The following is a 12,865-nucleotide window of genomic DNA, read 5'->3' on the forward strand; positions in this document are numbered from 1 at the left end:
GCGCTCACTCCAGCCAGCCGTGCAGGAACCAGCGGCGCCGCGGTCGATCGTAGAACACCCACAGCACCGCGCCGCTGCGGGTCTCGGCGAAGTAGTAGTCACGCTCGACCTCGCGCACCCACCAGCCACCGCTGGCACGATAGGGCCCGTGCAGGTGCTCGACCGGGCCAAGCTCGGGCTCGATGCACCAGCCGTCGGCTTCGTGGCGCGGTCGCGGAGGCAGCCGCTTGGGACGGTGCAAGAGCCGACGGATCCGCGGGGGGTGCTCGCCCTCGATCTGCATGTTGCGTTGCTCGGGGAAGCGCACGTGGGCGGTGGGGACGTAGGTCAGGCGGGCCTCGGGCAGATGGGCCGCGCGCAGCTGCGGGCGGGTCACGGCCTCGGGTCCAAGCGCGGCGCACAGGCGCGCGAGCGCTCGATCGGCGGCGTCTAGATCACGCCGCGCTTGCGTGCGAAACAGCGCGATCTGGCCGGGATCGGTGCGTTGGCCCTCGAGCTCGAGGGTGAACTCTTCGACGGCCGCGGCCAGCTCGAGCGCGTCGATGCGCAGCCGCAGCAGCTCGAGCACCTGCATGGTGTCGAGGGTTGGGGCGGCCGGCTCGAGCCGCTGCTCGACGGCGCCCGCGTGGTCGAGGCGCATGCGCAGGTGCAGGGCCGACATTGCCGAGCCGCGATCGGCGAGCTGCTCGAGCAGGCGCTCGAGCACGGGCTTGATCCGAAACAGCAGGCGGGTGACGTCGCCCTCGGGCGGATCGATCTCGACGCGCTCGTTGACCGGATCGACGAGCGCGCGGGCCTGCATCGGCGCCCAGTGACCGTCGCTGCCGCGCTGGTGCAGACGCTCGGCCTCGACGCCAAACCGCACGCGCAGCTCGGGCCCCGGCAGGGCCATGAACTCGCCGAGGGTGCGGACGCCGAGCCCGGCTAGATCGTCGCGCAGGCGGGCCGAGATACCCAGGCGATCGAGCGACACGGCGGCGGCCATTCGCGCCTCGCGGCCGGGATCCGCGATGACCCAGGCGCTGGCGCGCGCTGCCTGACCGCGGGCGATTGCGAGGCAGCGAAACCGGTGAAACCCAACGACGACCGTGGCCGCGAACCCGGCCGCGTTCACGGCCTGCTGCAGGGCCGTCGCCCACGCGCCGAGCTCACCCCACAGCGGCACCATGCCTGAGGGATCGATCCAGAAGCTGCCGGGTTGCTGAAGATCACCCGGCTCGACGCGCGGGGAAAAATTGAGCAGCACGCCGAACAGCTCGGACACGGCCAGCTCGATCCGCTCGGTCGAGATGACCGACGCGCGCAGCTGTGGCGCGAGGCTGCGCGCGGCCGCGAAGCGCATGCCCGGCAGCACCCGCAGGCGTCGCGCGTGCTCGTTGACCCACACCAACTTGGCCTGCGGACGGTCGGCCTCGACGACCGCGACCGGGTGCTCGCGCCAGCTGGGTTGATCGAGCAACAGAAGCTGCAAGGGCAGGGCGGGGAGCTCCACACAGGCCACGCGCTCGCGCTCGTCTGTGCCCGCGGTCCGGCCCTGAGAGGACATCGAAGCTGTATACTGAACGCGCCAGCAGTGTTCAAGCGCGATGCGACCGGGCACGGTGGACGCATGTCAGTGGTCTCAGTTAGCGGACGAATGAGGCGTGGTCTCGAGGGGTGCTTGGGCGCGTTGGTGCTGGTCTTGGTGGCGAGCTGCACCGACGATCGCGCGGGCGACTCGAGCGACGCCGAGCAAGGCACGTCTGGCGATGGTGATCCGGGCGATGGTGATCCTGGCGATGGCGATGGCGATGGCGATGGTGATCCGGGGGACGGGGACGGCGATCCTGGAGATGGGGATGGCGACGGAGATGGGGATGGAGATGGCGACGGGGATGGGGATGGGGATGGCGACGGCGACTGCCAGACCTGGTGCCCCACGCCCGGGACCAGCTGGCAGTGGCAGCTGACCGGTACCCTCGACACCAGCTTCGACGTCGTCGCCTACGACATCGATCTGTTCGACACCCCACCCGCGACGATCGCCGCGCTGCACGACGACGGTCGCGTCGTGATCTGCTACTTCAGCGCCGGCTCCCACGAAGACTGGCGGCCCGATGCGGATCAATTCCCACCCGCGGCGATCGGCGACCCGCTCGACGACTGGCCCGGTGAGCGCTGGCTCGACATCCGCGACGCCGAGGTCCGTGCGCTCATGCAGGCTCGCCTGGATCTGGCCCAGGCCAACGGCTGCGACGCGGTCGAGCCCGACAACGTCGACGGCTGGACCAACCCGACCGGCTATGATCTGACGGCGACGGATCAGCTCGACTACAACTCGTTCCTGGCCGCCCAGGCCCACGCGCGCGGGCTCTCGATCGGGCTCAAGAACGACCTCGATCAGATCCCGGATTTGGTCGACGAGTTCGACTGGGCGCTCGATGAAGAGTGCGTGAGCTACGACGAGTGCGAGCTGCTGCAGCCGTTCTTGGACGCCGGCAAGGCCGTGTTTCACGTCGAGTATGTCGATGACCCCAGCGAAGGCCCGGCCGCGGCCGCGAGCGTGTGCGGGCAGGTGCCCGACGGGTTCTCGAGCATGATCAAGCTGTGGGATCTGGACGCCTGGCGGCTCGCCTGCGGGGCGTGACCGGGCGAGTCACGGCGCCGCGAACCGGGCGAAGCACAGCGCGTGCACCAAGTTCCCCGCGAGATGCAGGCACGTCGCAAGCCCCACGCTTCGGGTTCGAGCGAACGCCAGGCCGAACACGACGCCACCAAACACGAACCCTCCCGAGAGGCGAGCCCCGTGAAGGACGTGCACCAGCTCGAACGACACAGCCTGGATCGAGATCGCGTACGGGCGTCGCAGGTACCCCTCCAAGGCCCGTTGGATCAGGCCGCGAAACAGCAATTCCTCGGTCAGCGCCGACACCAAAAAATACCCAATCAGCCAGCCCCACTCGAGCTGCCCCGAGCGCTTGAATGGGACATAGAGCGCGCCAAGGCTCCGCAGCGCCGCCTCGGGGGCGGTCGCGTAGACGATGGCCTGCGCACCCATGAAAACGCCGCATAGCCCAACGACCAGCCACCCGGCCTCACGCCACCGCGAGCCGAGCAGCTCGACGTTGGACTTGGTATTGAGGACGGTGAACGCTAGCCACGCCGGCACTGCAACGACGATGAGGTGCAGCGTCCGTCGTATCGTGAGCCCTGGGCCGCTCCCTGGCCGCGCGAGTCCCAACGCGTCCAGCGGCGCCCAACCCAGCCGCATGATGAGCAAGTAGGCGAACAACGCCAAGAGCGCCAGAGTGAGGTGGCGACCCCGGGCGAATCCTGTGGTGTCTAGATTCACGCGGCGTCAATCTTCCCCGTCGCCGCCTCCGCCCGATCCTTCACCACCGCCGCTATTGCCGCCCGCGCCACCACCACTGCTATTGCCCGGATCTCCACCCTGTCCGCCGGGTACGTTGGTCTCACTGTCGTCAGTGCACGCCGTCCAACCAAACGCACAGCCTGCGGCGAGCGCGGCCACCCCCGTGCAGATCAGCGCGACCCAACCCAGGCATGCAGGCTCGCTGGGGTCGGCGTAGAGGATGTTGGCCGGCTCGGTGCCGCCGATCGGATCACCGTCGACTACGCCTTCGAAGTCAATGTAGTCATCGTTGATCCACATTTCGATGTGATCACCGGTCGCCAAATCATGCGCGAAGACGTCCCCACCGAGTTGACCGTTCTCGCGCCAGATCGCGTACTCGATCTGGACGCCGCCATCTGTGTGGGAGCCACCTTCGAGGGCCTCGTGATCAGAGACTTGGCTGGCGACCGCGGTCGCGTGAAGTGGTGTGAGCAAGACACACAGTGCTGTGATTGTGGATGTCATGGACTCATACATGTTTGTATTTCTAGTTGATCGATCCAGTCTGCGCGCCGGAATTTTGTTCGCGTGGGCTGGCTCCGCACTGGGAGTCAACCCAGATCGAGTGGCGTCTCGCGTCAGTACGATTTCGATCGACGCGCGGCGCGGCCATGGGCGCGCCGGGTGATCAGCCGGTGCGCGCGTCCGTCCGCCGCGGGCATGACCCTCGGGCATGGCAGGCGGCGAGCGAGCCGGCGAACGACCGCGACGTCGAATCACGCCGCCGTCATCGGCAAGCGCGGCGCCGCTCGATGCGGCCACTCGGCCCGCCCAACCCGACCTACGCGACGCAGTCGGACTTGACCCAAAGGCCACTTGAGAGGGGCGGCCGCGCGTGCTTGTGTGACACCCATGCGCTCCACTCGTTTCTTGCAGCTCGCCTGGCCGTGTCTCGCTGTCTGTGTGCTCGCGTGCAGCGACGACGGCCGCCCGGCCGCCGACACCGAGGCGGGGGTCACCCAGGGCACCGGCTCCGAGACCGCAGACTCCGACGAGTCGAGCGACACCAACACCACCGACGACGGCGAGACGCTCGGCGATCCCGATCTCCCACCCGAGTGCGATCCCGGGTGCGAGGACAGCCAGCAGTGCATTGATGGCATGTGCTGTGACGAGGCCGCGATCTGTGGCGGGGTCTGCTGCCTCGGCGAAGAGGTCTGCTCGTTCACCGAGTGCGTGATCCCGGGCGACGAGTGCATCGACGCCAGCGAGTGCCCCGAGGACTACTACTGCGAGTACAGCCTGGGCGATCCAGCCGGCGGGATGGACATGTGCCAGGGCACCAGCATCGCAACAGGCAAGTGCTTGCCGAGCCCGCCCGACTGCCCGCCGGGCGAGCGGCCCGATCCCAACGAGGAGCTGACGTGTCTGCCGGTCTGCGAGTTCTTCCCCGAGACAAACTTCGCGCCCGAGCTCAAATTCCACGTGCCGGATCTGCACGTCATGATGTCGCCGATCGTCACCCAGCTCGACGACGACACCTGCGACGGCTTGGTCGACGAGCGCGACATCCCCGAGATCGTGTTCTCGAGCTTCGAAGGTAGCGCCTACAACAACAACGGCACCCTCCACGCGGTCTCGATCATCGACGGCGCGGTGGTCGAGAAGTGGGCGGTCAACCCTCAAGGTCCGCCGCTGCATCCTGGCGTCGAGATCGCGGCGGGTGACATCGGCGGGATGCCCGGCTCGGAGCTGTTCGCGTGCGCGGTGGGGGGCCAAGTTCGGGCGTTCAACCCCGACGGCACCGAGCTGTGGACGTCAGCCTATAACGGCGGCTGCCTGATGCCCTCGCTCGCGGATCTCGACCATGACGGGCAGGTCGAGGTCGTGGTCCGTGGCGGGGTGCTCGACGCGGCGACCGGCGCGACCAAGGCCACGTTTGGGATCACCCAGCTCACGGTCCAGGCGATCGACATCGACGGCGACGGCAACCTGGAGATCGCGGGCCCGCAGGCGGTCTACGAGGCCGACGGCACCTTGCTGGCGATGACCGGCGTGACCGGCAACTGGACCGCGGCCGCGGATCTCAACCTCGACTTCAACCCCGAGATTATCGTCGCGGAGTTTGGCTCGCACCGCATGCACATCTATCACTGGGATCAACAGTCCCAGCAGATCGTGATTGATCGGCAGAACCTCGACATCAACGGGCCGCTGTCGCCGGCGCTGTGCCCGATGGGCAGCGCGGGCAACACCGCGGGTGGCGGGCCGCCGACCGTCGCCGACTTCAACGGCGATGGCACCCCGGACGTGGCGATCGCCGGCGGGGTTGGCTACGCGGTCCTCGATGGCACCAAGGTCATGGACCCGATGGTCGCGGACGTTGACGCGTTCTTGTGGATCTCGCAGACCCACGACTGCTCGTCGGCCCAGACCGGCAGCTCGGTGTTCGACTTTGACGGCGACGGCTCCGCCGAGGTCGTGTACAGCGACGAGTGGTACCTGCGGATCTACCGGGGCACCGACGGCGAGGTGTTGTGGCAGACCTGCAACACGACCGGGACCCTGCGCGAGCTCCCGGTCGTCGCCGACGTCGACAACGACGGCCACGCCGACATCGTGGTCGTGTCCAACGACTACTCCTCGATCACCTGCGAAGACACCAAGCAGACCGGCGTGCGCGTGTTTGGTGACGAACTGGGCAAGTGGGTGCGGACCCGGCGGATCTGGAATCAGCACCACTATCACGTCACCAACGTCAACGAGGACGGCAGCATCCCGAGCCAAGAGATGCCCAACTGGCTGACCGAGGGGCTCAACAACTTCCGGCAGAACGTGCAGCCGCTCGGTGAATTTTCTGCGCCCGACCTGGTCGTGGATCTGCAGTCGCTGTGCCAGGGCGGCTACGAGGTGTTCGCTCGGGTCCGCAACATTGGCCAGGCCGCGGTGCCAGCCGGCGTGCTGGTTGGCTTCTACGACGGCGACCCAGCCCTTGGCGGCAACTTGTTGGCGCAGGGGATGACGACCAAGACCCTGTATCCGGCCGAGGCCGAGAACGTATTTTTGGACGCAAACCTGGTGCCCCAGGCGATCCAAGACGGTGATCAGGATCTGTGGGTGGTCGTCGACGACGGCATGCCCGAGCACCCGTGGCACCAGTGCCGGACCGACAACGACGTTCACCACGAAGATGTGGCGTGCGACATCATTGGCTGAGCAACGCTGATGTGACCCGGTGTCGGGACCGGGGGTTTCAGGCGCAGCTGTGAGCTTGGCGAGCGCGCGCGCAAGTAAAGCTCGCACGGGACAGGGGACATGGAGTGAGCTGAAGCGTAGACTCGGCGGCGATGCGGACGACACCGGCTTTCGTGGTTCAATCTTTCTCGCTCTTGCTGGCGTGCAACTTGTTGGCGTGTAACAAGAGCACCGACGACGCGGGCGACACCGTCGTCGATGTCGAGCCAGAGACGAGCGGTGACGGTGACGGCGACGCGCCGCCCGGTGATGGCGACGGCGATACCGGTGACGGTGATGGCGACCCCGGTGATGGCGACGGCTTCGTCCCGACCAACGACATCCCGTCGATCAACGACTGCGATCCGTTCGCGCAAGACTGCCCGGACGGCGAGAAGTGTGTGGCCTACGCCAGCACCGGCGGGACCTGGGACGCCAACAAGTGCGTGTCCGTGACCGGTACGGGGACCTCGGGAGATTCGTGCGTGTACCAAGGCGCGGCCTCGGGCGCCGACGACTGCGACGACAGCAACGTGTGCTGGAACGCGCTCGACGTCGACGGCATGCTGATCGGCACCTGCTTCCCGTTCTGCACGGGCGGCGTCGACAACCCGATCTGCGGTGATCCCGATACCAGCTGTCGGGTCGTCAACGACGGTGCGATCGCCGTTTGCCTGCCGAACTGCGACCCGCTCTTGCAAGAGTGCGCCGAGGGCCTTGGCTGCTACTGGAGCGGCGGCAGCCAGACCTTCCAATGCATCATCACCGCAGGCGGGATCCCAACCGGTGAGCCGTGCGGGTTCAACAACGACTGCAACCCCGGGCACTTCTGCGCCGACGCGGCCGCGCTCGAGACCTGCAACGGGGCGGCGTGCTGCGCCGTGTTCTGTGACCTCAACGAAGATCCCACCACCTGCCCGGCGCCGCTCGACTGCGTGAGCTTCTTCGAGGAGGGCCAAGCGCCGCCGCTCTACGAGGATCTGGGCTTGTGCATCCTGCCCGGCTGATCGCAACCAAGAATCAACACGACCCCCAGAGCTCCTTGCAAGCTTGGCCGCTTGCAGGGACAGCTCATGGATCAGGCCGGGTTCCGCGACGCGGCGCCCAAGCAGGGTTAGACGTCCCAGCGCAGGCTATAGGTGCACGCCTGCGCGCCCTGACGGCGGCACTCGCTGCCCATGTGCGTGGCGATGGCCCGCGGCTCAAACCGCCGAACCATCGTCGCAACGATCCCAAAGTCGAACTCGCACGGATACGGGGTCTCGCAGGTCGAGAGGATGTGGCTCGGGCCGAGCCGGTCGTAGCCATAGTGCCCGATCCCCTCGAGCATGGTCTGGGTGGCGGCGTCGTACATGACCCGGCCCGCGCGGCGGTGGTTGAGGTGGTAGGCCAGGTCGATCGATTGCACGGCGGTGTGCACGTCCACGGCCGAGGCCGGAAACACCGCGTTGTTGGGGATCTCGGCGCCGATGTTGAACAGGATCTGGGTGCCGAAGCGCTTGTCGACCTCGAGCAGCGCGTCGAGCCAGGACTGCTGCGGATACCAAGCGTCGCTGGTGTCGGGACGTCCGGTGTCGATCAGGCCGTGACGCAGCAGCGTCCGCTCGACGATCGCGCGCAGCGGACCAAACCCACCAACGGTCGCCAGCATCGCGGCACCGTAGATCTCGATGTCCGGCTCGAAAGCTCGGTACTGCATGGGCGCACAATAGCGTCTTCTCGACTCGGTTTAGTAGACGCGGCCCGCGTGTGTTCAGCTCCACTTGCAGCTCAATGCGCGAGCGCGCGGGCGAGGTCGGCCCACAGGTCCTCGGGGTCTTCGATGCCGACACTCAGCCGCAACAGGGCGTCGGCGATGCCCCGGCTGCGGCGCAGCTGCGGATCCAAGCTCGCGTGACTGGTCCGCGAGGGCAGGCAGATGAGCGTCTCGATGCCGCCCAAGCTCGTCGCGTGGGTGCACAGTCGCAGCCGCGCGAGCATGCGCTGGGCCGCGTCCTCGTCCCGACTCGCAAGCTCGAATGCGAGCACGGCCCCGGCGCTGCGCAGTGGCGCGGCGCACATTGCATCGCGCGCGAGGCTGGGGTGATGGACCCGCGCGACCGCCGGGTGATCCGCGAGCCGGGCCGCGAGCAGGTTCGCGGTTTGAACCTGTCGATCCCAACGCAGCGGCAGCGTGCGGAGCCCGCGGGCCAGCAGCCACGCCGCCTGCGGATCAATGCAGCAGCCGGTGTGACACAGGGTCGCGAAGCAGCGATCGATCGTTGCCTCGTCGCTCACGATCGCCCCGGCGATCACGTCGCTGTGGCCGTTGAGGTACTTGGTCGCCGAGTGCACGACCACGCTCGCGCCGAGCTCGAGCGGGTGCTGGGCCATGCCACCAGCGAAGGTCGCGTCGACGCCAAGCGGGACGCCGGCGGTCTGGCACAGCTGCGCGAGCTCGCGGACCCGGGCGACCTGCAGCAGCGGGTTGGCGATCGACTCGCACCAGACCAGGTCGGGCTCGAGCTCGCGCAGCAGCTGCTCGAGCTGGGCCGGCTCGCACGCGTCGAAGCGCGCGGTCTGGATCCCGCGGGCCGCGAGGCCGGTGGCGATCACCGAGTCGGTGCCGCCATAGACGACGTCGGCGCAGACGAAGCGGCCGCCTGGGGGGATCAGCGAGGTCAAGGTCGTGGTGATCGCCGCCATCCCCGACGAGGTCAGCAGCGCGGCCTCGCCATGCTCGAGCCGCGCGATCAGCTTGGCCGCCTCGCGGGTGGTCGCGGTCCCAAACCGGCCGTACACGTCGGCGTCGCGCAGGCCGTGCCCGGCCACCAGCGCGTCTGCGCCGGGTCCATCGAGGGTGTTGATCGTGCTGCGGGCGATCGCAGGGACGATCGCGCGACCTGGGATCGCGGGCCCGGGATCCGCGTGTGCGGGATAGTCGGGGTGCAGCAGCAAGGTCGAGGGCGAGGTCACGGATCGGTTGTCGACGAATCCGTGGGCCCAAACAAGCGCGAGCGCGGGTCGCTCGGCGGCGTCGCCCGGCGAGGGGCCTGAACGCTGAGCGTGCCTCAGGGCCCGAAATCCGCGGCCTGGACCCAGCTATGGACGCACCCGCGAGCGAGTCGGTATACCCGGCCCCGCGCGCTCATCGAGCCCGCGATCGAACACCCATGTCACGCCGCAACAAGATCACCGTCATCGGAGCTGGAAACGTCGGAGCGACGACTGCCCACTGGGCCGCGTCGCGTCACCTCGGGGACGTGGTCCTCGTCGACATCAAAGAGGGTCTGCCCCAGGGCAAGGCGCTCGATCTCGCCGAGTCTGGCCCGCCCATGGGCTTCGACCTCAACCTGGTCGGCACCAACGACTACGCCGACACGGCGGGCTCGGACGTCGTGGTGATCACCGCTGGGGTGCCGCGTCGCAAAGATCCGGTCACCGGCGAGTACACCAGCCGCGACGACCTGATCGAGATCAACCGCAAGATCGTTGGCGGCGTGACCCAAGCTGTCGCCGCGCAGTCGCCCGACGCAATCCTGATCTGCGTGGCCAACCCGCTCGACGCGATGTGCCACGTGACCTTCGCCGAGTCGAAGTTTCCCAAGCAGCGCGTGATCGGCATGGCCGGGGTGCTCGACACCGCCCGCTACAAGACCTTCATTGCGATGGAGCTCGGCGTCAGCGTCGAGGACATCCACGGCATGGTGCTTGGCGGCCACGGGGACACGATGGTCCCGCTGCCGCGTCACACCTCGGTCGCCGGGATCCCGCTGACCGAGCTCATGTCCAAGGACAAGATCGACGCGATCATCCAGCGGACCCGCAAGGGCGGCGGCGAGATCGTCGGCCTGCTTGGCTACTCGGGCTACTACGCGCCCGCCGCTGCAGCCTGCGTGATGGTCGAGTCGATCGTCCGCGACCGCAAGCGCGTGCTGCCGGTCGCGTGCCTGTGCGAGGGCGAGTACGGCTATGACGGCCTGTACCTGGGCGTGCCCGCCGTGATCGGCAGCGGCGGCGTCGAGAAGATCATCGAGATGCAGCTCAACGACGAAGAGAAGGCGATGCTCGACGTCTCGGCCAACGCCGTGCGCGACGTCGTCAAGCTGCTCCCGTACTGATGATGGTCCCGATCTGGGGGATCTGAGCGCGGCGATTTCGCAGGTCCGCGCTCGGGTTTGCGCCCACGTTTTCCCTTCTACCCAAGGACAAGAGATGAAGATTCACGAGTATCAGGCCAAGGATCTGCTGCGTGACGCGGGTGTACCCGTGCCGCTGTCGCAGGTCGCGTTCACGGCCGACGAGGCCCGCGCCGCCGCGCAAACACTGATCGAGAAGACCGGCAACGACGTCGTCGTCGTCAAGTCGCAGATCCACGCAGGCGGACGCGGCAAGGGGCGCTTCAAGGAGCACCCCGACCTCGGCGGCGTCAAGGTGGTCAAGGGCGCCGACGCGGCCAAGGCGATGGCCGAGCAGATGCTCGGCAGCACGCTGGTCACGATCCAGACCGGGCCCGAAGGCAAGGTGGTCAATCGCCTGCTGATCGAGCAGGGCATGGACATCGCCAACGAGCTGTACCTCGCCGCGACCCTCGACCGGGACACCGGTCGGATCACGCTGATGGGCTCGAGCGAAGGCGGGATGGACATCGAAGAGGTCGCCGAGACCCACCCGGAGAAGATCCTCAAGATCCAGATCGACCCGGCGTTTGGGCTGCTTGGCTACCAGGGCCGCGAGCTGGCCAAGGGCCTGGGGCTGACCGGCAAGACCGCCCGCAAGATGACGGGGTTCTTGGACAAGTTCTACAAGGCCTACGTCGCGCTCGACTGCGCGCTGCTCGAGATCAACCCGTTGTTGATCACGGGCGCGGGCGACGTGATCGCGCTGGATGCCAAGGCGACCTTCGACGACAACGCGATGTATCGCCACGCGAACATCGAGGCCCTGCGCGACCCGGACGAAGAGGACCCGGCGGAGCTCGAGGCCAAGAGCTGGGATCTCAGCTACGTCGCGCTCGACGGCACGATTGGCTGCATGGTCAACGGCGCGGGCCTGGCGATGGCGACCATGGACATCATCAAGTACTTCGGCGCGGAGCCGGCCAACTTCCTGGACGTTGGCGGCGGCGCGACCGAAGAGCGGGTCACCGCGGCGTTCAAGATCATCACCAAGGATCCGCAGCTCAAGGGCATCCTCGTCAACATCTTTGGCGGGATCATGAAGTGCGACACGATCGCGCGCGGGGTGATCGGCGCGGTCAAAGAGGTCGGCCTGCAGGTCCCCTTGGTCGTGCGTCTCGAAGGCACCAACGTCGAGCTTGGCAAGAAGCTGCTCGATGAGAGCGACCTCAAAATTACCTCGGCCGGCTCGCTGCGCGAAGCTGCCCAGAAGATCGTGGAGATGACCCAATGAGCGTGCTCGTCGACAAGAACACCAAGCTGCTCGTGCAGGGCATCACTGGCAAGACCGGTGAGTTCCACGCCAAGCTCTCGATCGAATACGGCACCTCCGTGGTCGCCGGCGTGGTCCCCGGAAAGGGCGGATCCACGGCCTGTGACGGGCGCGTGCCCGTGTTCGACAGCGTGGCCGAGGCCGTCGAGGCGACCGGCGCCAACGCCTCGGTCGTGTTCGTGCCGCCGCCGTTCGCGGCCGACGCGATCATCGAGTCGGTCGCGGCCGAGGTCCCGCTGGTCATTGCGATCACCGAGGGCATCCCGGTCAACGACATGATCGTGGTCAAGCGCTTCTTGGAGGGCCGGGCGTCCCGCTTGATCGGGCCCAACTGCCCCGGCGTGATCACCCCAGATCAGTGCCGGATCGGCATCATGCCCGGCTACATTCACAAGCCAGGCAAGATCGGCGTGGTCTCGCGCTCGGGCACGCTCACCTACGAGGCCGTGCACCAGCTGACCACCCTCGGGCTCGGTCAGACCACCGCGATCGGGATCGGCGGCGACCCGGTCAACGGCACCAACTTCGTCGACTGCCTGACGCTGTTCAACGAGGACCCCGAGTGTCACGGCATCGTGATGATCGGCGAGATCGGTGGCGCCGCCGAAGAGGCCGGCGCGGCGTTCATCAAGGACCACGTCAAGAAGCCGGTCGTCGGCTTCATCGCGGGGATCTCGGCCCCGCCCGGCAAGCGGATGGGGCACGCTGGCGCGATCATCTCGGGCGGCAAGGGCACGGCCGAGGCCAAGCTCGAGGCCCTGCGCGACGCCGGCGTGAAGATCGCCGACACCCCGTCGGACATCGGCTCGGCGATGGCTTCGCTGATCGGCTGAGTTGTTCTTCGCTTCGTTGGGCGCCCGATCGCAG

Annotated in this window: 11 protein-coding genes; 6 read left to right on the forward strand and 5 right to left on the reverse strand. The window is 67.6% G+C overall.

Annotation, left to right across the window (positions count from 1 at the left end):
* Nucleotides 1-4: 4 nt before the first annotated feature.
* Nucleotides 5-1,546, reverse strand: a complete 1,542-nt coding sequence (locus tag DB30_RS03750) for a Y-family DNA polymerase (protein WP_052546590.1) — start codon at nucleotides 1,544-1,546, stop codon at nucleotides 5-7.
* Between the two features lie 90 nt (nucleotides 1,547-1,636).
* Here DB30_RS03750 and DB30_RS03760 point away from each other — a divergent pair, with 90 nt between their 5' ends.
* Complete coding sequence (locus DB30_RS03760; protein ID WP_205632899.1) at nucleotides 1,637-2,626, forward strand: endo alpha-1,4 polygalactosaminidase; 990 nt, start codon at nucleotides 1,637-1,639, stop codon at nucleotides 2,624-2,626.
* A 9-nt stretch (nucleotides 2,627-2,635) separates the two neighbouring features.
* Here DB30_RS03760 and DB30_RS03765 read toward each other — a convergent pair whose 3' ends face one another.
* Together DB30_RS03765 and DB30_RS03770 are read right to left on the reverse strand one after the other, a co-directional pair.
* Nucleotides 2,636-3,148 (reverse strand): CPBP family intramembrane glutamic endopeptidase, encoded by a 513-nt coding sequence (locus DB30_RS03765; RefSeq protein WP_165703615.1) that lies wholly within the window; start codon nucleotides 3,146-3,148, stop codon nucleotides 2,636-2,638.
* Between the two features lie 189 nt (nucleotides 3,149-3,337).
* Complete coding sequence (locus tag DB30_RS03770) at nucleotides 3,338-3,829, reverse strand: hypothetical protein (RefSeq protein ID WP_205632900.1); 492 nt, start codon at nucleotides 3,827-3,829, stop codon at nucleotides 3,338-3,340.
* A 417-nt stretch (nucleotides 3,830-4,246) separates the two neighbouring features.
* Here DB30_RS03770 and DB30_RS03775 point away from each other — a divergent pair, with 417 nt between their 5' ends.
* The gene (locus DB30_RS03775; protein ID WP_146657980.1) at nucleotides 4,247-6,550 is read left to right on the forward strand and encodes an FG-GAP repeat domain-containing protein; all 2,304 of its coding nucleotides are present in this window, start codon (nucleotides 4,247-4,249) and stop codon (nucleotides 6,548-6,550) included.
* A 131-nt stretch (nucleotides 6,551-6,681) separates the two neighbouring features.
* A complete protein-coding gene (locus DB30_RS03780) occupies nucleotides 6,682-7,575 on the forward strand; it encodes a ribulose phosphate epimerase (protein WP_240480157.1) in 894 nt (297 codons plus the stop codon).
* 107 nt (nucleotides 7,576-7,682) lie between these two features.
* On the opposite strand, the gene DB30_RS03785 is transcribed toward DB30_RS03780, so the two are convergent.
* Nucleotides 7,683-8,267, reverse strand: coding sequence for a hypothetical protein (locus DB30_RS03785; RefSeq protein ID WP_052546595.1), 585 nt, complete (start codon nucleotides 8,265-8,267; stop codon nucleotides 7,683-7,685).
* A 71-nt stretch (nucleotides 8,268-8,338) separates the two neighbouring features.
* The gene (locus DB30_RS03790) at nucleotides 8,339-9,523 is read right to left on the reverse strand and encodes a trans-sulfuration enzyme family protein (protein ID WP_052546596.1); all 1,185 of its coding nucleotides are present in this window, start codon (nucleotides 9,521-9,523) and stop codon (nucleotides 8,339-8,341) included.
* A 197-nt stretch (nucleotides 9,524-9,720) separates the two neighbouring features.
* Between DB30_RS03790 and mdh the strand changes: the two genes are divergently transcribed.
* The 3 genes from mdh to sucD all read left to right on the forward strand — a co-directional run bounded on the left by mdh (nucleotide 9,721) and on the right by sucD (nucleotide 12,831).
* Nucleotides 9,721-10,668, forward strand: coding sequence for a malate dehydrogenase (mdh, locus tag DB30_RS03795; RefSeq protein ID WP_052546597.1), 948 nt, complete (start codon nucleotides 9,721-9,723; stop codon nucleotides 10,666-10,668).
* A gap of 94 nt (nucleotides 10,669-10,762) precedes the next feature.
* Nucleotides 10,763-11,959, forward strand: coding sequence for an ADP-forming succinate--CoA ligase subunit beta (sucC, locus tag DB30_RS03800; RefSeq protein ID WP_052546598.1), 1,197 nt, complete (start codon nucleotides 10,763-10,765; stop codon nucleotides 11,957-11,959).
* Nucleotides 11,956-12,831: a succinate--CoA ligase subunit alpha gene (sucD, locus tag DB30_RS03805; RefSeq protein WP_052546599.1), complete on the forward strand. Its 876-nt coding sequence runs from the start codon at nucleotides 11,956-11,958 to the stop codon at nucleotides 12,829-12,831. The genes sucC and sucD overlap by 4 nt, the downstream gene beginning before the upstream one ends.
* The last annotated feature ends 34 nt before the right edge of the window (nucleotides 12,832-12,865 follow it).

It is taken from the genome of Enhygromyxa salina, assembly GCF_000737335.2.
Classification (GTDB): Bacteria; Myxococcota_A; Polyangia; order Nannocystales; family Nannocystaceae; genus Plesiocystis; species Plesiocystis salina_C.

Bases quoted from the DNA above. Each gene is read 5' to 3' on its own strand.
- sucC (WP_052546598.1), top strand. From the start codon at position 10,763: ATGAAGATTCACGAGTATCAGGCCAAGGATCTGCTGCGTGACGCGGGT.
- DB30_RS03750 (WP_052546590.1), bottom strand. From the start codon at position 1,546: ATGTCCTCTCAGGGCCGGACCGCGGGCACAGACGAGCGCGAGCGCGTG.
- DB30_RS03785 (WP_052546595.1), bottom strand. From the start codon at position 8,267: ATGCAGTACCGAGCTTTCGAGCCGGACATCGAGATCTACGGTGCCGCG.
- mdh (WP_052546597.1), top strand. From the start codon at position 9,721: ATGTCACGCCGCAACAAGATCACCGTCATCGGAGCTGGAAACGTCGGA.
- DB30_RS03760 (WP_205632899.1), top strand. From the start codon at position 1,637: ATGAGGCGTGGTCTCGAGGGGTGCTTGGGCGCGTTGGTGCTGGTCTTG.
- DB30_RS03775 (WP_146657980.1), top strand. From the start codon at position 4,247: ATGCGCTCCACTCGTTTCTTGCAGCTCGCCTGGCCGTGTCTCGCTGTC.
- sucD (WP_052546599.1), top strand. From the start codon at position 11,956: ATGAGCGTGCTCGTCGACAAGAACACCAAGCTGCTCGTGCAGGGCATC.
- DB30_RS03780 (WP_240480157.1), top strand. From the start codon at position 6,682: ATGCGGACGACACCGGCTTTCGTGGTTCAATCTTTCTCGCTCTTGCTG.